The 20,132-nt window shown below is 45.3% G+C and carries 18 protein-coding genes, 1 tRNA gene and 1 riboswitch; of the genes, 6 read left to right on the forward strand and 13 right to left on the reverse strand.

Annotated features, from left to right (window positions below):
* Nucleotides 1–5: 5 nt before the first annotated feature.
* From oppF to moaA, 10 genes are all read right to left on the reverse strand, one after another.
* Complete coding sequence (gene oppF, locus AB4154_RS07925) at nt 6–992, reverse strand: murein tripeptide/oligopeptide ABC transporter ATP binding protein OppF (RefSeq protein ID WP_017062172.1); 987 nt, start codon at nt 990–992, stop codon at nt 6–8.
* The gene (locus tag AB4154_RS07930) at nt 989–1,960 is read right to left on the reverse strand and encodes an ABC transporter ATP-binding protein (RefSeq protein WP_012603544.1); all 972 of its coding nucleotides are present in this window, start codon (nt 1,958–1,960) and stop codon (nt 989–991) included. The genes oppF and AB4154_RS07930 overlap by 4 nt, the downstream gene beginning before the upstream one ends.
* A gap of 42 nt (nt 1,961–2,002) precedes the next feature.
* Nucleotides 2,003–2,905, reverse strand: a complete 903-nt coding sequence (gene oppC, locus AB4154_RS07935) for an oligopeptide ABC transporter permease OppC (protein ID WP_017062173.1) — start codon at nt 2,903–2,905, stop codon at nt 2,003–2,005.
* Between the two features lie 15 nt (nt 2,906–2,920).
* Complete coding sequence (gene oppB / locus AB4154_RS07940) at nt 2,921–3,841, reverse strand: oligopeptide ABC transporter permease OppB (protein ID WP_017062174.1); 921 nt, start codon at nt 3,839–3,841, stop codon at nt 2,921–2,923.
* 114 nt (nt 3,842–3,955) lie between these two features.
* Nucleotides 3,956–5,587, reverse strand: coding sequence for an ABC transporter substrate-binding protein (locus tag AB4154_RS07945; RefSeq protein WP_372122665.1), 1,632 nt, complete (start codon nt 5,585–5,587; stop codon nt 3,956–3,958).
* Between the two features lie 632 nt (nt 5,588–6,219).
* Complete coding sequence (gene moaE / locus AB4154_RS07950; RefSeq protein ID WP_102332513.1) at nt 6,220–6,675, reverse strand: molybdopterin synthase catalytic subunit MoaE; 456 nt, start codon at nt 6,673–6,675, stop codon at nt 6,220–6,222.
* A gap of 2 nt (nt 6,676–6,677) precedes the next feature.
* Entirely contained in the window at nt 6,678–6,923 is a 246-nt protein-coding gene (gene moaD / locus AB4154_RS07955; protein ID WP_017063465.1) for a molybdopterin synthase sulfur carrier subunit, read from the reverse strand.
* The gene (moaC, locus tag AB4154_RS07960) at nt 6,920–7,399 is read right to left on the reverse strand and encodes a cyclic pyranopterin monophosphate synthase MoaC (RefSeq protein ID WP_004734026.1); all 480 of its coding nucleotides are present in this window, start codon (nt 7,397–7,399) and stop codon (nt 6,920–6,922) included. Before moaC ends, moaD begins: the two co-directional genes overlap by 4 nt.
* Nucleotides 7,400–7,411: 12 nt before the next feature.
* The gene (gene moaB, locus AB4154_RS07965) at nt 7,412–7,924 is read right to left on the reverse strand and encodes a molybdenum cofactor biosynthesis protein B (protein ID WP_004734027.1); all 513 of its coding nucleotides are present in this window, start codon (nt 7,922–7,924) and stop codon (nt 7,412–7,414) included.
* An 86-nt stretch (nt 7,925–8,010) separates the two neighbouring features.
* A complete protein-coding gene (gene moaA / locus AB4154_RS07970; RefSeq protein ID WP_009848642.1) occupies nt 8,011–9,000 on the reverse strand; it encodes a GTP 3',8-cyclase MoaA in 990 nt (329 codons plus the stop codon).
* Nucleotides 8,989–9,141, reverse strand: a riboswitch (molybdenum cofactor riboswitch). It overlaps the preceding gene by 12 nt.
* 194 nt (nt 9,142–9,335) lie before the next feature.
* On the opposite strand from moaA, the gene AB4154_RS07975 reads away from it, so the two are divergent.
* On the forward strand, nt 9,336–10,223 hold the full coding sequence (locus AB4154_RS07975) for a YvcK family protein (protein WP_017062178.1): 888 nt from the start codon (nt 9,336–9,338) through the stop codon (nt 10,221–10,223).
* Nucleotides 10,224–10,297: 74 nt separating this feature from the next.
* Here the strand turns inward: AB4154_RS07975 and luxU are convergent, their stop codons facing one another.
* The 3 genes from luxU to uvrB form a co-directional block, all read right to left on the reverse strand.
* Nucleotides 10,298–10,642 carry a quorum-sensing phosphorelay protein LuxU gene (gene luxU / locus AB4154_RS07980; protein ID WP_017062179.1) on the reverse strand — a complete coding sequence of 115 codons (345 nt, stop codon included), beginning with the start codon at nt 10,640–10,642 and terminating at the stop codon, nt 10,298–10,300.
* A 24-nt stretch (nt 10,643–10,666) separates the two neighbouring features.
* Complete coding sequence (gene luxO, locus AB4154_RS07985) at nt 10,667–12,055, reverse strand: quorum-sensing sigma-54 dependent transcriptional regulator LuxO (RefSeq protein WP_004734031.1); 1,389 nt, start codon at nt 12,053–12,055, stop codon at nt 10,667–10,669.
* A gap of 302 nt (nt 12,056–12,357) precedes the next feature.
* Nucleotides 12,358–14,388: an excinuclease ABC subunit UvrB gene (gene uvrB, locus AB4154_RS07990; protein ID WP_017066592.1), complete on the reverse strand. Its 2,031-nt coding sequence runs from the start codon at nt 14,386–14,388 to the stop codon at nt 12,358–12,360.
* Between the two features lie 509 nt (nt 14,389–14,897).
* Here uvrB and AB4154_RS07995 point away from each other — a divergent pair.
* The 5 genes from AB4154_RS07995 to rsxD all read left to right on the forward strand — a co-directional run bounded on the left by AB4154_RS07995 (nt 14,898) and on the right by rsxD (nt 20,124).
* Nucleotides 14,898–14,973: transfer RNA gene (locus tag AB4154_RS07995), tRNA-Asn, on the forward strand.
* A gap of 487 nt (nt 14,974–15,460) precedes the next feature.
* Nucleotides 15,461–16,039 carry an electron transport complex subunit RsxA gene (rsxA, locus tag AB4154_RS08000; RefSeq protein WP_004734039.1) on the forward strand — a complete coding sequence of 193 codons (579 nt, stop codon included), beginning with the start codon at nt 15,461–15,463 and terminating at the stop codon, nt 16,037–16,039.
* A 2-nt stretch (nt 16,040–16,041) separates the two neighbouring features.
* Nucleotides 16,042–16,635 carry an electron transport complex subunit RsxB gene (rsxB, locus tag AB4154_RS08005; RefSeq protein WP_004734040.1) on the forward strand — a complete coding sequence of 198 codons (594 nt, stop codon included), beginning with the start codon at nt 16,042–16,044 and terminating at the stop codon, nt 16,633–16,635.
* Nucleotides 16,636–16,642: 7 nt separating this feature from the next.
* The gene (rsxC, locus tag AB4154_RS08010) at nt 16,643–19,078 is read left to right on the forward strand and encodes an electron transport complex subunit RsxC (RefSeq protein WP_372122666.1); all 2,436 of its coding nucleotides are present in this window, start codon (nt 16,643–16,645) and stop codon (nt 19,076–19,078) included.
* Entirely contained in the window at nt 19,078–20,124 is a 1,047-nt protein-coding gene (rsxD, locus tag AB4154_RS08015; protein WP_017063459.1) for an electron transport complex subunit RsxD, read from the forward strand. Before rsxC ends, rsxD begins: the two co-directional genes overlap by 1 nt.
* Nucleotides 20,125–20,132: the final 8 nt, after the last annotated feature.

A 20,132-nucleotide genomic window follows, 5' to 3' on the forward strand; every position in this document is an offset into this window, starting at 1 on the left:
AGGCTCTAGACTTGTACGTGCAAGCAAGATACTGCGTGAACGTCATCGCCTTGAATCGTTGGCTTAGTTTGCGCACACGCCTCTGTTGCTTGTGGGCAACGAGTACGGAACACACAACCTGATGGCGGATTGATTGGCGATGGGAGATCACCTTCCAACATCTGAATGGTTTTGCTGCGCTCTAAGCGTGGGTCTGGAATTGGAACTGCAGACATCAACGCTTTGGTGTATGGGTGCTTAGGATCAGAGAACAATGCATCTGATTCGCCAAGTTCTACCGCATTACCTAGGTACATCACCAATACGCGATCAGAGATGTGTTTAACAACCGACAAATCGTGCGCGATGAATACCAAAGACAAACCTAGCTCTTTTTGTAGCTCTTTCAGAAGGTTAACTACTTGAGCTTGGATAGATACATCGAGTGCAGAAACCGGTTCATCACAGATGATCATCTTAGGCTTCAAGATAAGCGCACGTGCAATACCAATACGCTGACACTGACCACCAGAGAATTCATGTGGGTAACGGTTGATTACGTTTGGTAGTAGACCAACCTTTGCCATCATCTCTTTAACTCTGTCCTTCACTTCTTGTTTAGAAAGTTCAGGAAAGAAAGTCTCTAGAGGCTCAGCAATGATATCGCCTACTGACATACGTGGGTTAAGCGACGCTAGCGGGTCTTGGAAGATCATCTGAATCTCTTTACGAGTCTCACGACGCTTCACTTCCTGCATCTTAGTTAGGTCTTGACCTAACCACATCACTTGCCCTTCAGTCGCTTCAACCAAGCCGATAATCGCACGGGCAAAAGTCGACTTACCACAACCAGACTCACCTACTACACCAAGCGTTTCGCCTTCGTAAAGGTGAACATCAACCCCATCAACCGCTTTAAGGTTTGATGGTTTTGCCCAAGGCCAAGCAGACTTAGCTGCAATGCTAAAGTGAACTTTCAGGTCTTTAATATCTAATAGTAATTCTTTACTCATTTTGTCCAAGTCTCCCAATCTGAAAAACAAGCACGCTGACGGTCTTTAGCAAATGGCTGCAAAATCGGTGCTTCTTGCTTACAACGGTCCATTACACGGTGACAACGGTCTTGGTAAGGACAACCTGTTGGTAGGCGAAGTAAGTTAGGTGGGTTACCTGGAATCGTCGGTAGAATTTCACCTTCGGTATCCAAACGAGGAATCGCTTTAAGCAGGCCTTCCGCATATGGGTGGCTTGGCTCGTAGAAGATTTCATCAACCGTGCCGTATTCCATTGTACGACCCGCGTACATCACAAGTACTTTGTCACATGAGCCAGCAACAACACCCAAGTCATGGGTGATCATGATGATTGCCGTATTGAACTCATCTTTAAGTTCGTTCAGCAATTCCATGATTTGCGCTTGAATGGTTACATCCAGTGCCGTTGTTGGTTCATCAGCGATAAGCAATTTAGGACGACACAGCAGTGCCATTGCGATCATCACACGCTGACGCATACCGCCCGAAAATTCGTGCGGATACATGGTAATACGTTTACGAGCTTCAGGAATTTTCACCGCTTCAAGCATGCGTACTGATTCTTCAAACGCTTCTGCTTTACCCATGCCTTTATGCAGCATAAGTACTTCCATCAGCTGATCACTTACTTTCATGTAAGGGTTCAGTGAGGTCATTGGATCTTGGAAGATCATCGCGATTTGTTCAGCACGAACCTTGTTCAGTGCTTTTTCAGGCAGGTTGAGGATTTCATTGCCTTCAAACTTTGCACTGCCTGAGATGATGCCGTTCTTAGCCAGCAGCCCCATCAGTGCAAATACCGTTTGTGATTTACCTGAACCCGACTCACCAACAATACCCAGCGTTTCGCCTTGGTTAAGTGAGAAGTTCAAGTCGTTTACTGCGGTTACGATACCATCTTGTGTGGTAAATTCGACGCGCAGATCTTTGACATCTAATAAGCTCATTATTGCTTCCTTAATCTTTTATAGCTTTTAATTGCTATTTCGTTATCTGTCTTTTGGATCAAGCGCGTCGCGCAGACCATCACCTACGTAGTTAAAGCAGAACAGCGTAACTACCATGAATGCCGCAGGGAATGTCAATTGCCAGATTGCAACTTCCATTGTTTGCGAACCTTCTTGAAGCAATGCGCCCCAGCTTGTCATAGGCTCTTGAACACCAAGACCAAGGAAAGATAAGAATGATTCTGTAAGGATCATGCTTGGAATAAGCAACGTAGAGTAAACCGCTACGATACCCAGTACGTTCGGTACGATGTGACGTGTAATGATCTTCCATTTGCTTACACCACATACGTGTGCAGCTTCAATGAACTCTTTACTACGTAGGCTCAACGTTTGACCACGTACAATACGCGCCATATCTAGCCAAGCAATCGCACCAATAGCAACGAAGATTAGGACGATGTTACGACCAAAGAACGTTACCAGTACGATTACTAGGAACATGAATGGCACTGCGTACAAGATCTCTAGGATACGCATCATCACTCGGTCAGTACGACCGCCGATGAAGCCTGAAGCTGCACCGTAAAGCGTACCAATCAGTACCGCTACGAAGGCACCCATCACACCAACCATCAATGAGATGCGGCCACCGACAAGAGTACGAACGTACAAATCACGACCTAAGCTATCGGTACCAAACCAGTGATCCGCATTCGGACCAACGTGCATTGCGTACCAGTCAGTATCATCATAAGTGTACTGAGCCAGCATTGGTAAGAAGATAACTGCCAGTACCATAAGCGTAAGAATGAACAGACTCACCATCGCAGCTTTGTTTCGCATGAAACGAATGCGCGCGTCCTGCCACAAACTACGACCTTCAATCTCTAAGCTCTCAGAGAACTTTTCGATCGCTTCTAAATTTTCTTTTTTCTTCAACATAACCATGCGTCCCTGTTAGTAGCGAATTTTCGGGTCAATAAGCGCTAGCAAAATATCAACGATTGCGTTGAACAAGATGAATAGGAAACCAATCAAGATGGTTACACCCATTACTAGCGAGTAGTCACGGTTAAACGCGGCGTTAACAAACAGCTTACCGATACCTGGTAGGCCGAAGATGGTTTCAACAACAACTGAACCTGTGATGATACCTACGAACGCAGGTCCCATGTAAGAAACAACAGGTAGCATTGCTGGCTTAAGTGCATGTTTTAGAATGATATAACGGTAGCTTAGACCTTTTGCACGCGCAGTTCGGATAAAGTTACTGTTTAGCGTTTCAATCATGCTACCGCGAGTAATACGAGCAAAGGTTGCTACGTAAAGAAGAGACATCGCGATAACAGGCAGCACGATGTACATGAATGTACCGCCATGCCAACCACCTGCTGGGAATATGTTCCAGTGCAGGGAGAAAAGGTAAATAAGCGCCGGTGCCAACACGAAAGATGGCATTACCACCCCGAGCATGGCGGTCGACATTATGGTGTAGTCGACCCAGGTGTTGTGCTTCAAGGCAGCAATCGTCCCGACAGTGACCCCCATCAATAGTGTGAAGATAAAGGCAACGAAACCTACCTTCGCAGATACTGGAAGTGCAACCGCGATCAGCTCATTTACTGTGTAATCTTGGTACTTAAACGAGGGGCCGAAGTCACCTTGTAAGATATTTGTCAAATACGTGGTGTATTGTTCAAATACTGGTTTATCTAAGCCGTATTTAGCTTCGATGTTAGCCATAACTTCTGGCGGTAATGGACGTTCGCTTGAAAACGGGTTACCCGGTGCGAAACGCATGAGAAAGAAAGATATAGTGATCAACACCAACATGGTTGGAATCGCTTCAAATATCCGTTTCATAATGAATTTAAGCATAAACTCACTCTTTCAGTCTGTGACAATTAAAATTAGAAAGACGCTACATGCGCGCCCTGCGCATGTAGTGCCTGTATCGTTATAGTTATATTAACTTTTTAGAATCGAAGCTTATTATTGAGCTTTGATGTATAGGTCTTTCGAGAAGATCTTGTCTTCCGCGTTGTTGATTGGGAAACCACCAACATGCGGGTTAAGTAGACGAGATTTAACGTATTGGTAGATAGGAGCGATTGGCATGTCGTTTGCCATTAGCGCCTCAGCTTCTAGGTAAAGTGCTTTACGCTCTTCTTCTGAAGTTGAGTTAAGTGCTTTATCGATGATCTGGTCGTAAGCCGCGCTGTCGTAGTGAACACCACCGGTAGTGTTGTTACTCTTCATTAGCGTTAGGAACGAAGACGCTTCATTGTAGTCACCACACCAACCAGCACGTGCTACTTCGAAGTCACCAGAATCTTTAGAAGATAGGTACGTTTTCCACTCTTGGTTCTCAAGTGTTACAGAAAGACCCAGTGTTTTCTTCCACATAGAACCTAGCGCTACAGCAATCTTCTTGTGGTTCTCTGAAGTGTTGTAAAGCAGGTTGAATTTAAGTGGGTTGTCTTTACCGTAACCCGCTTCTTCAAGAAGACGTTCCGCTTCTGCGTTACGCTCTTTCTGAGACATCTTGCCGTAAGCAGGTAGCTCAGGATCGAAGCCAGCTGTGATTTCAGGCGTTAGGAAATACGCAGGTTTTTGACCTTGCGCTAGGATAGCACCTGTTACGATATCACGGTCGATCGCGTAAGAGATTGCTTGACGAACACGAACATCATCAAATGGTGCTTTCTTCGTATTGAAGATGTAGTAGTAAGTACATAGGTTACCCGCTACAGATACATCTTCTGCGTACTCTTTTTGAAGACGCTTGAAGTGCTCAGTTGGAAGTTCGTTTGTGAAATCGATTTCACCAGATAGGAAACGGTTCATTTCCGCTACTTGGTTTTCGATTGGTAGGAACGTTACTTTGTTAAGAACTGTTTTATCGTTGTCCCAGTACTGTTCGTTACGCTTGAGTACTAGACGCTCGTTAACAACCCATTTATCAACAGAGAATGCACCGTTGCCAACAAAGTGCTCTGGCTTAGTCCACTGGTCACCGTATTTTTCAACAGTTGCCTGGTGTACTGGCTTCATTGTTGTGTGGCCCATCATCATTACGAAGTATGGTACCGCTGTTTCTAATTCAACAACTAGAGTGTTTGCATCCACTGCTTTAACGCCTAGTTCACTCTTGTCTTTCTTACCCGCTACGATATCTTTCGCATTCGCCATCTTGGTGTATTCCATGTACCAAGCGTATGGAGAAGCCGTTGCAGGATCAACTGCACGTTGCCAGCTGTATACAAAATCTTGAGCTGTTACAGGATCGCCGTTAGACCATTTTGCGTCTTTGCGTAGGTGGAAAGTGAATGTTTTGTTGTCTGTCGTTTCCCAGCTTTCCGCAACACCAGGGATAGTGTTGCCGTCGCCGTCTTGGTTCACTAGACCTTCTAGAAGATCACGAATTACGTGAGATTCTGGTACACCTTGAGATTTGTGTGGGTCGATAGTTGCAACTTCAGTACCGTTACCGCGAACAAGTTCCTGAACTTTTGCCAGTTCTGTGCCTGCTGGAACTTCAGCAGCGATAGAAAGAGTAGAAGTGGCAGCCACTGCCAAACCAGCACCTAGAAGAAGGGCCTGAGTGATTTTATTCTTGTACATTTAATAAACTCCAAGTTTTCCGTATTGCATCCATGACTTCTTTGCTTGGTTCACTGAACGGCAGTGATTTAGATTTATTTAGCTCAAATTTTAAGCATAAAAATCTAAAACCTTACAAAGATTGAGGCACACACTATCAACCATTGAAGTAATTTGCCATAAACAAGTCGCAAAAAATCGGATAATTCTCCGAATTACTCAAGGTAACAGTGTAAATCTCTAATAAAAACCTAATGAATAGTGAGTTACACATAGGGATTAATTAAAAAACAGCCTTTAGTGTTGATGTATCTGTATTGATACTTTTTTTTAGCATCTTATGCTAGAACACGGTCAGCAAATTAACATTAATGCCACATGAAATCTAATTGCACATCACATATCCCCTAAATAGACTCCACTATTTGTGAGGATTATCACTTTATACAAAACAGCATAATGCACTGCACCAAAACAGATTTAGAAATGCACCAAGACAGGCAAAATCACGTACCGAATTTATATGCAACTTGAATGATTAACCATTTATTAATACACCACTTATTTATAAATAGCTTTGTAGCACGTACAAAAAAACCGACTTTAATAGTCGGCTTTTAATATTCGTTCTGAAGGTGAGTAACCTTGGGTGATTATTTTTCCCAACGCTCTGCAGCTTTCGCGTCTGAGTCTCGAGAGTCAACCCAACGAGTTGCTTCAGTGGTGCGTTCCTTCTTCCAAAACGGCGCTTTGGTTTTTAGGAAATCCATCACAAACTCACAGGCTTCAAAGGCCGCACCGCGGTGTGCACTGGATACACCAACGTAAACAATCTGGTCACCGATATCTAGGTCACCAACACGATGGATAACTCGCATCTTTTGGATTGGCCAGCGTGCCTCAGCTTGATCACAGATCTCGCTCAGTGATTTTTCTGTCATACCCGGATAGTGCTCCAGAGACAAACCAATCACATTGTCGCCAAGGTTCATGTCGCGAACTTTACCAACGAACGTCACAATCGCTCCGGCAGCTGTACCTTGAGCCAAGTAGTCGTATTCGTCGCCTACCGAGAAGTCCTCAGCTGTCACTAATACTCTTGGATCCATGCTTAGCCTCCAGTCACTGGTGGGAAGAAAGCCACTTCGTCGCCGTCTTTCACTTCAGCTGTCAGAGGTACGATTGATTGGTTAAGTGCAGCCAGAAGCTTCCCCTCTTCCAATGCGATATCCCATTTGCCTTCTTGTGTCACAAGATGACTACGAATCGCTTCAATCGTCTTAAATTGTGCATCAACTTCAACGCTGTCCACACCAACAAGTTCACGAGTTTGAGCAAAGAAAAGTACTGTAATCATGACTCCACCTTAAAGTGACCAGATTTACCACCTGTCTTCTCTAGCAGGCGCACGTTTTCGATAACAATGTCTTTCTGAACAGCTTTACACATATCGTAAATCGTTAACGCAGCCACAGAAGCAGCCGTTAGCGCTTCCATCTCTACGCCCGTCTTACCCGCAAGCTTACAAACAGATTCGATGCGAACCTTGTTTTCAGACTCGATAGCTTCAAGCTGCACTTCTACTTTAGTTAATAGCAGAGGGTGACACAGGGGAATCAGATCCCACGTCTTCTTCGCCGCTTGAATACCCGCAATACGTGCCGTTGCGAAAACATCACCTTTATGGTGGCTACCAGAGACAATCAGCTCTAGCGTTTCTGCCGACATTTGAACGAAGGCTTCCGCTCTCGCTTCACGTACTGTTTCCGCTTTAGCCGATACATCGACCATGTTTGCTTCGCCAGACGCGTTAATGTGTGTAAATTGGCTCATACTCAAACCGCCTTATACAGAAAGGTGTGGCATGAAGTTACAAGGACGGTGGCTAGCATCCATCTGTTGCTTGATGATCTTAGTCCAACCGGTGCGGCAAGCGCCTGTAGAACCTGGCATCGCAAAGATAACCGTGTGGTTAGCAAAACCCGCAATCGCACGAGATTGAATTGTCGAAGTACCGATCTCTTCGTAAGATACTTGACGGAATAGCTCACCAAAGCCTTCTACTTCTTTGTCGAACAGTGGCTTAAGCGCTTCAGGCGTGCTGTCACGAGAAGTGAAACCAGTACCACCCGTGATCATGATAGCTTGTACGCTTTCATCAGCGATCCATTTAGATACGATCGCACGGATCTTGTACATGTCATCAATAACGATTTGCTTATCAACCACGTTGTGACCCGCTTCTTTAGCATGCTCTGCTAGGTAACCGCCTGAAGTGTCGTTTTCTTCTGTACGAGTATCTGAAACCGTTAGTACTGCGATGTTTGCTGCTTGGAATTTGCTTTCTGCGTGACCCATTTGTTCACCTATATAAATTTTTCATTAGACTGATTCGCCCAGCCTGAAGAAGCTGAGCGATAAAATGCTTTAGAGTGTGTAGCGGGTTAACCGCCGATTGACGCCAAGTTTGGAGTCATGCCGCTGTTGCCATCGTGTAAGAAGTGGCTAACGGACTTGGTTTGAAGCTGAGCCTGAATTCGATCAATGAGTTCTTGCTCTTGTTGATCTTCTTGAATCAGATCTCTCAGTTCAACACCATGGTCGCCAAACAGACATAAGTGAAGTTTACCGGTCGCAGAAACGCGCAGTCGGTTACAACTCTCACAAAAGTCTTTCTCGTAAGGCATGATCAAACCGATTTCACCCTTGTAGTCTGGGTGGACAAACACTTGCGCCGGGCCATCGTTAACGGCTTTGACTTTTAACAGCCAACCATTAGCAATAAGCTGGTTGCGAATCGCAACGCCAGACACATGATGTTTATCGAACAACTCGTCCATCTCGCCGGTTTTCATCAGCTCGATAAAACGTAATTGAATAGGTTTGTCTTTGATCCAATTAAGGAAGGCTGGTAATTCCTGACTATTGAGGTCTTTCATTAATACGACGTTGACTTTGACTTGTTCAAAGCCAACCTCAAACGCTTTATCAATGCCTCGCATAACCTCAGTAAACTTATTCTCACCAGTGATCTGATGGAACATGCGCGAATCTAAACTATCCACGCTCACGTTTATATGGGTTAAACCAGCATCACGCCATTGCCCTACTTGTTTCTCCATGCGGTAGCCATTCGTTGTGGTGGCTACTTTTTCGATGCCTGGAGTAGAAGCAACGGTATGTATGATTTCAGGAAAGTCTTTACGCAGACTCGGCTCTCCGCCTGTAATGCGGATCTTTGAGGTACCACAATCTGCAAACGCTTTAACAACGCGTTTGATCTCGGGAACACTTAAAAAAGACGAGTTTTTTTGCCCTGACGGTTTGTAACCATCTGGCAAGCAGTAAGTACATTTAAAGTTACAGACGTCTGTAACCGACAAGCGCAAGTAATAAAACTTGCGATGGAATCTATCTTCGAATTGTTGCGCCACGGAACACCTTTCCAAACACGGGAGGCATAATCATTTCCAATTAAGCCCTTGTGACAACATGTCACTGGCTCTTGATGCGTATCGGTACAGCAAATACCACTGTGCGACTTAGCATGCGAGAGCTCGGAGTTATGGCAACTGAGCGTTATATTCACACGCGCAGTAGCTGAGTAATAAAATACTTAATATTTGTACGTGAATCTAGCTCTGATGGTAAAAAACGGGTCACATCGGCAAAAAAAACGTATCAAACGCTCAAAATAACTCTTGTTGAGTATATAGCGAGAAGCATTTAACCTAAATTATAGTTGGTAATAACCTAACAAGAACAATAAATGAATATTTACTCTTCAAAGAAAGTCGTAGCAATCGGCGGTGGCCATGGCTTAGGTCGCATGTTAGCTGCATTAAAAGACTTTGGTAACAACGCAACTGGCATTGTTGCAACGACAGATAACGGCGGTTCCACCGGACGTATTAGAGATTGCCAAGGTGGCATCGCATGGGGAGATACACGCAACTGTATCAACCAATTAATCACAGAGCCTTCAATCAGTTCGATGATGTTCGAATACCGCTTTCGTGGTCAAGGTGAGCTAGACGGTCATAACTTGGGTAACCTAATGCTGACGGCGTTAGACAACCTTTCCGTTCGCCCATTGGAAGCAATTAACCTGATTCGAAATATGCTCAAGGTCGATGTCAATATCGTGCCGATGACTGAGCATCCTTCAGACCTCACGGCTCTATCAATGGACGGCCGCTGGGTTACCGGCGAAACCAACGTTGATGACATGACGGAAAAGCTGCGCATGATGGACTTGTCTCCAGAAGTGCCAGCAACCAAAGAAGCCGTTGCTGCCGTTGAGCAAGCAGACTGCATTGTCCTTGGCCCTGGAAGCTTTTTAACCAGTGTGATGCCCCCTCTTCTCCTTCCAGAGATTGGCAAAGCAATCTCTGAGAACACCAAGGCAAAAGTTATCTTCGTTGAAAACCTTTCACCAGAGCACGGTCCCGCAGGGAAAATGACGCTTCAAGAGCAATTGGAGTGGTGTGAACGTACCTGTAAGGCAAGGAAAATAGACATCGTGTTAGGCAATGAACCTCACCCGGAACTAGAAGTGCAATGGAATTGTGTGACCACAGATCTTGCATCGGCAAACCGAGATTGGCGACACGACCGTGTGAAGCTTCAACAAGCCATTGAAGCCCAGTTGGCGTAGCCATAGGTTCAAGCGACAAACAACAAAAAAGGAGCATGCTGCTCCTTTTTTAATCTCAGTAATAACTCGCTGTTTTAAAGGTCCGTCATCAACTGCTGATATTCAGTGTACGTCGATAACAGGAGGTCTTGCATATCTTGAAAATCAATCTCGGTTACAGGCAACGCTTGCTTCACTTTTGCGTCTAAGCTAATCGCAAAACTACACAAAGAATCCGCACCAAAGCTTGCTGCGCTGCTCTTAAGCGCATGACTGATATCAGCCAAGTACTTAGAGGTATCCGACTCTTTATTTATCTCTAGGTGTTCGTAGTAGCCTTTCAACTCACCTAAAAAGATTTCCAGTAAAACCGGGACATTCTCTTGGCCTATTTCGCCGGCAAGCTCATCAACTTTTTGCTGATTTAATACTTTCGTCATTATTATTTTCTTATTGTTTGTTGATTACTGCTTCGCATTCCACGTTTGCAACTTACGGTATATCGTCGATGGACTGACATCTAAGAAACCTGCCGCACGAGGGATGTTGCCATCACACGCTTTAATGGCCTGCTCGATAGCCGTTTTCTCAGTGATCCACAATGGGAAAATATCTTTTACCGTGATGTCTTCATTCTGCTTCTCTTTCAATCGCAGACTGTTTTCAATCGGTTGGTTCAACGGTGGTGGGAGCATGTTGAGAGTAATCTCTTTGCCGTTATTCAAAACCACCACGTTCCGCAACACGTTTTGTAGCTGACGAACGTTACCCGGCCACTCATATTGATTAAAGCGATCAAGTACTTCCTGAGCAAAACGTACAAACGCCTTCCCCTCCTCGACCGACATATAGCCTAGCAGAGAATACGCGATCTCGATGACATCTTCACCACGCTCACGCAATGGCGGCAAGTGCAATGGAATCACGTATAAACGATAGTATAAATCTTCTCTAAAGCGACCTTCTTGTACTTCTTTCCAAGGGTCACGGTTGGTCGCACACACAAAACGAACGTCGACACTCTTCATCTTCGAAGAGCCGACTTTTTGGAAAGTACCGGTTTGGATAAAGCGCAGCAGCTTGGTTTGCAGCTCTAAGTCCATTTCGCACAGTTCATCAAGGAACAGTGTTCCACCATCAGCAAGCTCAGCAGCACCTTGGCGATCGGTCGCAGCACCGGTAAAGGCACCTTTAACGTGGCCAAACAGCTCACTTTCAATCAGGTCTTTAGGGATAGCGGCACAGTTAATCGCGATGAACGGCTTATCGCCACGCTTACTCGCCGCATGAATGGCTTCTGCACATACCTCTTTACCGGTACCACTTTCACCAGTAATGAAAATGCTCGCCTTACTCGATGCAGCAGAATCGATAGTTCGGTAAACCTGCTGCATGGTTTGGCTGCTGCCGATAAAACCTTGGTAGTTCTGGTTTCCCGGGTGTTCCGAGCTATTTTTAAGCTTGGTGGCTTTGCGGATCGCATTATTCACCGTAATACGGAGTCGGTCGGCTTCACACGGTTTGATAAGGAAATCTTGAGAGCCATGACGCATCGCTTCTACAGCGGTATCGATAGAGCCGTGAGCCGTCATGAAGATAACTGGAACTTCAGGGTATTTTTGTTTTACAGCAAATAGTACGTCCATACCCGTCATATCAGGCAGACGTAGATCTAATAAAATAAGGTCTGGGATTCGATGATTCAAACTCTCGATTGCATCGCGGCCAGTGCCGACAATGTTGATATCAATTTCGAGCGGTGTAAGATACGAGCGATATAAAGCTGCTACCGAAGCGGTATCCTCTACCATCAACAAATACTTCGATTTGTTATCTAGCGTTTTTGATTGCATATCCTAGCCATTTATAATTTGCATTTCTTATTATAGTCGCATTCCGCTTTGCATTATGCAAATTAGCCACAGTATTTGTAGTGTGTTTTTTTACTTGCTTCAAACAATCAATGTTTTATCTATCTGGCACGAACGATGCAACGGTATAAATGACCTTCGGGTCACCTAGCCAACTGACGTTGTTAGTGGACCGATTGTTCACAAACGTAAGCCAGTAGAACATTTACTACTGGCTGTTTTTTTGTCTGAAACACTCTCAATTCTTGTGTTGAGGGGGATCAATTCTCGAGCGAAAAGTGAGATTAGCTGTTGGTAATAAACTGCTTTCTTAACTGATCAATTTCATCACGCTTCTGTGCGGCCAATTCAAATTCCAGATTCTGAGCATGCTGATACATCGCAGATTCTAGCTTACTGATCTCTTTATCAAGCTGTTGCGGCGTAAGTACGGCATAACTTTCAGAAGGCTCAGCCACCTTAGATAAAGGAACTTGCTTCGATTGGCGCTGCTGCTTCGACTTGGTTAGATCACCCAGTTCCATAATGTCTTTAATATTGCGTTTCAACGCTTGCGGCGTGATACCTTGCTCTTCGTTGTAGGCTTGCTGTTTCTCGCGACGACGATCGGTTTCATCAATCGCTTTTCTCATCGACTTAGTAATCGAATCACCATAAAGGATCGCTCTACCTTCCAAGTTACGCGCAGCACGACCAATGGTTTGAATCAGAGAACGCTCAGAACGCAAGAAGCCCTCTTTATCTGCATCAAGAATCGCCACCAGCGACACTTCAGGCATATCCAAACCTTCACGAAGTAAGTTAATGCCCACTAACACATCGAACTTGCCCAAACGTAGGTCTCGGATGATCTCTACACGCTCAACGGTATCGATATCCGAGTGCAAGTAACGCACTTTAACGCCGTGCTCACTTAGGTATTCGGTTAAGTCTTCTGCCATTCTCTTGGTCAACGTGGTAACCAAAACACGCTCTTCTTTCACTGAACGGATTCTGATTTCAGACAGCAAGTCATCCACCTGCGTCGCGACAGGTCTTACTTCGATGATTGGGTCTAACAGACCAGTAGGACGTACCACTTGATCAGCAATCTCGCCATCTGATTTTTCAATCTCGTAATTACCTGGTGTTGCCGACACAAAAATCGTTTGTGGGGCTATAGACTCAAATTCTTCAAACTTCATTGGACGGTTATCCAATGCAGAAGGCAGTCTAAAACCAAACTCGACCAAGGTTTCTTTACGAGAACGGTCACCTTTATACATCGCACCAATTTGCGGCACAGTCACGTGTGACTCATCGATGATCAGCAAACCATCATCAGGCAGGTAGTCAAATAACGTTGGCGGCGCTTCCCCTTCCGCACGGCCGCTCAAGTATCGTGAATAGTTTTCGATACCGGAACAGAAGCCAAGCTCAGTCATCATCTCAATATCAAACTGAGTTCTTTGAGAGATACGCTGCTCTTCCAAAAGCTTATTGTTGTCTTTTAAGTATTGAGCACGATCGCGCAGTTCGTCCTTGATGTTCTCAATCGCCTCAAGGATTTTTTCTCTTGGCGTTACATAGTGAGTTTTTGGATAAACCGTAAAGCGCGGCAAGTCTCTTTGTTTCACCGCACCAGTCAGAGGATCAAAAATACTAATGCAGTCCACTTCGTCATCGAACATCTCAATTCGAACCGCATCTTGGTCAGATTCAGCCGGAAAGATATCAATCACCTCACCACGAACACGGAACTGACCACGTTCAAAGGCGACATCGTTTCTTGAATATTGCAGCTCAGCCAATCGACGCAGGATGTCTCGCTGATCCATCACCTCGCCACGACTCAAATGAAGCATCATCTTCAAATAAGACTTAGGATCACCCAGACCGTAGATAGCCGACACAGAAGCCACAATGATGGCGTCTTTTCGTTCTAATAAGGCTTTGGTTGCCGAAAGCCTCATTTGTTCGATATGAGCGTTCACAGACGCATCTTTCTCGATGAACGTGTCCGTGGTTGGAACGTAGGCTTCAGGTTGGTAGTAGTCGTAGTAAGAAACGAAATACTCAACGGCATTGTTTGGAAAGAAAGATTTCATCTCACCGTAAAGTTGAGCCGCCAATGTCTTGTTAGGCGCTAACAGAATCGCAGGTCTTTGAGATTGGGAAATGACGTTGGCAAGGGTAAAGGTTTTACCTGAGCCCGTTACCCCTAGTAGAGTTTGATGTGCCAAACCAGAATCTAATCCGTCTAGTAATTTGGTTATCGCTGTCGGCTGATCACCGGACGGGCTGTAGTCCGATACCAAGTCAAAGAGTTTACTCATAGGTCGCCATTTCCATACTGTTTTTATAATCAGGTCATTGTCACTCTAGGAGGAGTGTAGTTGCAACTATTATCTAGAGAAATGCATCTTAAGATTAGATATCAGTGATAGCTTTTACTTTTAGAACTTGGTATTATCCGTGCCCTTGCAAGATCTCTTCAGCTAAATCACTCAATTTTTCATCCACTACTTTTCCCCAAAAAATCTAAAAATACCGCTTGTTTTACTGTTCGTTTTATAATCTACAAAAGTTATACAATTGCGACATTTTGCTATAAATCTTTTAAATACATTACGTTAGATAAGGTTTTTACATTTTTCGATTTATCCCGATTATTGTTGTTAAAGTTTCACACACACACTTATCCACAATTTTGGTGGATAACTAAAGCAAAGCTAAATCCTATAAGGCGTTCAAGAAAGTAAAGTTTTTTATCTTACTTTTTTCTGATATTTTTTATTGACAGAAATCCGGACAATTATTAGAATTCGCGTCGCTAACAAGCAATTCCCCTTTAGTTCAGTTGGTAGAACGGCGGACTGTTAATCCGTATGTCGCAAGTTCAAGTCTTGCAAGGGGAGCCAAATTCAGAAAAAAGCTCAATCGAAAGATTGGGCTTTTTTCGTATATAACTGCGACTAACTTGTTCCAAGTTAATGTCACAAACCTAGCCGCCCGCGTTCAAGTCTCGACAAGGGGAGCCAAATTTAAAAAAGCCGCATCACTCGATGCGGCTTTTTGCGTTTTAGTGCTTTGGGAACGTATTCGACTCGCAACTTTCCTTCTCTTTTTGATAGTTCTGAGCACCAAAATCCACAAATATGACCCTATTCTTAGGAAGCAAATCGAGCTCAATTCAAGAATGATCTTATGAAAGATCCAATTCAACTACTCCTACAAACTTGTCTCACGAAGTAAAAATTGGCCGTCTATACTTACGGTAACTTTAATAATCAATCGATTACCTGATGTTTTTTTCACCAAGTGTCTAAATCCCTAGTGATCCTTGGTTGTTATTAGGTGAGCAAAGCAGGATAATATCGGGATCGGAATCTCAAGAATTAATCCATTATGACCGAATACCTTTTGTTGTTGGTTGGCACAGTGCTGGTCAATAACTTTGTACTAGTGAAGTTTTTAGGGCTATGTCCTTTCATGGGAGTCTCCAAGAAACTGGAGACTGCGATTGGCATGGGCCTCGCGACGACTTTCGTTCTGACGCTAGCGTCGGTATCTGCATACCTAGTAGAAACCTACATCCTTACCCCTCTGGGTATTGAATACCTGCGTACCATGAGCTTCATCTTGGTTATCGCGGTGGTTGTTCAATTTACGGAAATGGTCGTTCACAAAACCAGCCCAACTCTATATCGCCTGTTGGGTATCTTCCTGCCTCTTATCACCACCAACTGCGCGGTGTTAGGTGTGGCACTTTTGAACATCAATGAAAACCACAACTTCATTCAGTCGATCATCTATGGTTTCGGCGCTGCGGTTGGTTTCTCGCTTGTATTGATCCTATTTGCTGCGATGCGTGAGCGTATTGCGGTTGCTGATGTTCCTATGCCATTCAAAGGCGCATCGATTGCGATGATCACAGCAGGCCTAATGTCTCTGGCATTTATGGGCTTTACTGGGTTGGTGAAGTAAGAATGAGTACCATCTTAATTGCAATCATTGCACTCGCCGTTTTAGCCGCTGTTTTTGGCGCTATCTTAGGCTTTGCTTCTATTCGCTTTAAAGTAGAAGCCGATCCGATCGTTGATCAAATCGATACTATTTTACCGCAAACTCAATGTGGCCAGTGTGGTTACCCTGGTTGTCGCCCATACGCAGAGGCGATCGCTAACGGAGATAAGATCAACAAATGTCCTCCCGGCGGCCAAGCTACGATTGAGAAGCTTGCAGATTTAATGGGCGTAGAAGTTGAAGACTCCGCTCATGACTTAGACAACAAAGTAAAAACCGTTGCCTTCATTCATGAAGATATGTGTATTGGCTGTACCAAATGCATTCAAGCCTGCCCTGTCGACGCCATTGTTGGTGGCACCAAGGCACTTCACACAGTAATCAAAGATGAATGTACAGGTTGTGATCTATGTGTCGCACCGTGCCCTACTGACTGTATCGAAATGATTCCAGTGGCAACAACGACTGAAAATTGGAAATGGCAGATGAACATCATTCCTGTTACTGATATCACTAACCAAGCGACTGATGCGACCGCGTCAGAGCCTAAGGCATAGGGTTAGTATGATCTCTTTAATTGAACAAATTCGCACGGGCTCAATTTGGAACTTCCCGGGCGGTGTGCACCCTGCTGAAAACAAGAAACAGTCGAATACTACTGATATCGTGCATGCAAGGCTCCCAGAAGAAATCGTTCTTCCAGTGAAACAGCATATCGGTAAGCCTGGTAACTTGTTGGTTGCTGTCGGTGATGCCGTACTCAAAGGTCAACAACTGACGGCCTTAGAGACTGGTTTTACTTTGCCAGTACATGCACCAACATCGGGTGTGATTACCGCTATCGAACCACGAACCACCGCTCACCCTTCAGGCTTGAGCGACGTGTGCGTGGTTATTAAACCTGATGGCCTCGACGCTTGGGTTGCAAAACACCCGGTTGAAGATTTTTCTACAAAGACATCCGATGAACTGCTTGATGTAATTCGCCAAGCTGGTATCTCAGGCATGGGTGGCGCAGGCTTCCCCACCGCTAAAAAGCTTCAATCAGGCTTAGGTCGTACCGACATTTTAATCGTCAACGCTGCTGAGTGTGAACCTTACATCACCTCAGATGACAAGTTGCTGCAAGAGCATGCCGAAGAAGTATTAAAAGGCATCGAAGTGGTTGAACACATTCTTCAACCAAAGTTGACGGTTATCGGCATTGAAGACAACAAACCAGATGCGATAAAAGCTCTTGAGATTGCTGCGAAAGACAAAGATATCGTCATTCGTGTTATCCCAACTAAATACCCTTCTGGTGGTGAGAAGCAACTTATCAAGATCCTCACCAACAAAGAGGTTCCAGCTGGCGGCATCCCTGCAGACATTGGTGTTTTGGTTCAGAACGTCGGTTCTCTTTATTCTATTAAGCGAGCGGTAATTGACGGCGAACCTGTGGTTAACCGCGTTGTGACATTAACCGGTAAAACCTTTAAGCAACCTCGTAACGTTTGGGCGCTATTAGGCACACCAGTACATGAGTTACTTGAAGAGTTTGGCTACAAAGCAGATAAAAAACTGCCGCGTTTAATTTTGGGCGGCCCGATGATGGGCTTTACCTTGCCGCATGCCAATGTGCCAATCACCAAAACGTCGAACTGTATTTTAGCGCCAACGCGTCGTGAGATCTCACCAAGCACTTACGAGATGGAATGTATTCGTTGCAGCGCGTGTGCTGAAGCTTGTCCTGCGTCTCTACTTCCTCAACAACTGCAATGGCACGCCAAAGCCAACGAGTTGGATAAGTGTGAAGAGCTAAATATTAAAGACTGTATTGAATGTGGTGCATGTGCATTTGTCTGCCCAAGCGAAATCCCTCTTGTTCAGTACTATCGCCAAGCGAAAGCCGAAATCAAAACTCGAAAAGATGAAGCCGCTGCTGCAGAACGCGCCAAGATTCGTTTTGAAGAGAAGAACGCTCGTATGGAGCGTGATAAAGCCGAACGTGAAAACCGCTTTAAAAAAGCCGCAGATAACCGCCGTAAAGATATGAAAACATCCGGCGGTGATGATGCTATTGCTGCTGCGATTGCTCGTGTTAAAGCACAAAAAGCCGCTGCGGATCAGGCTCCGAATGAAGAACCAGCAGTGAAACCTGCGGTTGCTGCCGCTATTGCGAAGGCAAAAGCGAAACAAGCTGCAGCTCAAAAAGCGGAAGGCGCTGAACCAGACAACTCTGAAATGTCTAAACTGCGTGAAGAGCGCAAGCGTCAAGCGAGAGAGCGCAAGGCACAACAAGCAGCAGCCGATACTCCTGCAGAAAGCTCAGGCGATACGAAGAAAGACGCCGTTGCTGCTGCGATTGCTCGCGCTAAAGCGAAGAAAGCACAGCAAGCGGAATCTGCTTCGGATGCTCCTGTTGAAAGCTCTGGCGATGCTAAGAAAGATGCTGTCGCTGCGGCCATTGCTCGTGCTAAAGCCAAGAAAGCTCAACAAGCTGAATCTGCTGCTGAAGCTCCTGCTGAAAAATCCGGCGATGCCAAGAAAGATGCTGTTACTGCCGCTATCGCTCGTGCTAAAGCCAAAAAAGCCCAGCAAGCGAAGCAAGCAGAAACATCTGAACCAGTGGTTGAAGTTGAAACCGAGACTCAATCGGAGCAAGTCGACCCTAAGAAAGCTGCTGTTGCTGCGGCCATCGCTCGCGCTAAGGCTAAGAAAGCACAGCAAGCGACACAAGAAACAACCGAAGCTCCTGAACCTGCAGTTGAAACTGAAGCTGGAAGTTCTGGCGATGCTAAGAAAGACGCCGTTGCTGCCGCTATAGCCCGTGCTAAAGCAAAAAAAGCACAGCAAGCTAAGCAAGCAGAAACATCTGAACCAGTAGTTGAAGTAGAAACTGATACTCAATCTGAACAGGTCGATCCGAAGAAAGCTGCTGTTGCTGCAGCTATCGCTCGTGCTAAAGCGAAAAAAGCCCAGCAAGAGCTAGATAAAAAGAACAATGAGGAGAAAGAGTAGTGGCCTTCTTTATCGCCAGCTCACCGCACGCGCATAGCCGTAGAAGCACCCCAGATCTAATGAAATGGGTGGCTATTTGTGCATTGCCAGGTCTACTAGCTCAAACCTACTTCTTTGGATGGGGTACCCTCATCCAGTTAGTATTTGCTATTGCACTTGCTGTTACCTTTGAAGCAGCCGTCATGCTATTGAGAAAACGCCCGCCAGTAATGGCACTGCGTGATTACAGTGCTGTTGTAACCGCTTGGCTACTGAGTGTCGCGATTCCCCCACACTCTCCGTGGTGGATCCTCGTCATTGGTATGTTCTTCGCTATTATTATCGCGAAACACTTATACGGCGGCCTAGGGCAGAACCCATTTAACCCTGCGATGGTCGCTTACGTTGTTTTGCTGATTTCATTCCCAGTTCAAATGACCAGTTGGAATGCTCCCGCGAGCCTGACAGCAGAAGCAACAAGCTTTATTGACTCATTCTTGATGATCTTTACTGGCTTCAATAACGAAGGTTTGTCTCTGCAACAAGCACGCCTTGGCATTGATGGCACCACAATGGCGACGCCGCTTGATGCATTCAAAACGGCATTAACGGCAGGCAATACTGCCTCAGAAGCACTATCTCAACCTCAATTTAGTTGGTTAGCTGGCGTAGGCTGGGAGTGGGTAAACCTTGCTTACCTAATCGGCGGTTTAGTGCTGATTAAGCAACGTGTTATTCAATGGTATATCCCTGTGGCTTTCATCGGCAGTCTTACTCTGTTTAGCTTAGTGTTCTTAGTGCTCACTCCTGGAGAAACCGCTTCTCCAACCATTCACCTTCTGTCTGGCGCGACTATGCTTGGTGCATTCTTTATTGCAACCGACCCAGTTTCAGCATCCACGACAGTCAAAGGTCGCTTAGTGTTTGGCGCTCTGATCGGCGGTTTAGTCTTTATCATCCGCAGTTGGGGTGGTTTCCCTGATGGCGTGGCGTTTGCTGTATTGTTAGCCAACATGTGTGTTCCACTGATTGACTACTACACCAAACCTCGCACATACGGTCACTAAGGGAGCGG

Origin of the sequence: Vibrio sp. 10N.286.51.B11 (genome assembly GCF_041469245.1) — a bacterium.
Taxonomy (GTDB): Bacteria; Pseudomonadota; Gammaproteobacteria; order Enterobacterales; family Vibrionaceae; genus Vibrio; species Vibrio crassostreae_C.

Bases quoted from the DNA above. Each gene is read 5' to 3' on its own strand.
- moaD (WP_017063465.1), bottom strand. From the start codon at position 6,923: ATGATTACAGTACTTTTCTTTGCTCAAACTCGTGAACTTGTTGGTGTG.
- rsxA (WP_004734039.1), top strand. From the start codon at position 15,461: ATGACCGAATACCTTTTGTTGTTGGTTGGCACAGTGCTGGTCAATAAC.
- rsxC (WP_372122666.1), top strand. From the start codon at position 16,643: ATGATCTCTTTAATTGAACAAATTCGCACGGGCTCAATTTGGAACTTC.
- oppC (WP_017062173.1), bottom strand. From the start codon at position 2,905: ATGTTGAAGAAAAAAGAAAATTTAGAAGCGATCGAAAAGTTCTCTGAG.
- AB4154_RS07930 (WP_012603544.1), bottom strand. From the start codon at position 1,960: ATGAGCTTATTAGATGTCAAAGATCTGCGCGTCGAATTTACCACACAA.
- rsxB (WP_004734040.1), top strand. From the start codon at position 16,042: ATGAGTACCATCTTAATTGCAATCATTGCACTCGCCGTTTTAGCCGCT.
- moaE (WP_102332513.1), bottom strand. From the start codon at position 6,675: ATGGATCCAAGAGTATTAGTGACAGCTGAGGACTTCTCGGTAGGCGAC.
- oppF (WP_017062172.1), bottom strand. From the start codon at position 992: ATGAGTAAAGAATTACTATTAGATATTAAAGACCTGAAAGTTCACTTT.
- AB4154_RS07945 (WP_372122665.1), bottom strand. From the start codon at position 5,587: ATGTACAAGAATAAAATCACTCAGGCCCTTCTTCTAGGTGCTGGTTTG.
- luxU (WP_017062179.1), bottom strand. From the start codon at position 10,642: ATGACGAAAGTATTAAATCAGCAAAAAGTTGATGAGCTTGCCGGCGAA.
- luxO (WP_004734031.1), bottom strand. From the start codon at position 12,055: ATGCAATCAAAAACGCTAGATAACAAATCGAAGTATTTGTTGATGGTA.
- oppB (WP_017062174.1), bottom strand. From the start codon at position 3,841: ATGCTTAAATTCATTATGAAACGGATATTTGAAGCGATTCCAACCATG.
- moaC (WP_004734026.1), bottom strand. From the start codon at position 7,399: ATGAGCCAATTTACACACATTAACGCGTCTGGCGAAGCAAACATGGTC.
- uvrB (WP_017066592.1), bottom strand. From the start codon at position 14,388: ATGAGTAAACTCTTTGACTTGGTATCGGACTACAGCCCGTCCGGTGAT.
- AB4154_RS07975 (WP_017062178.1), top strand. From the start codon at position 9,336: ATGAATATTTACTCTTCAAAGAAAGTCGTAGCAATCGGCGGTGGCCAT.
- moaB (WP_004734027.1), bottom strand. From the start codon at position 7,924: ATGGGTCACGCAGAAAGCAAATTCCAAGCAGCAAACATCGCAGTACTA.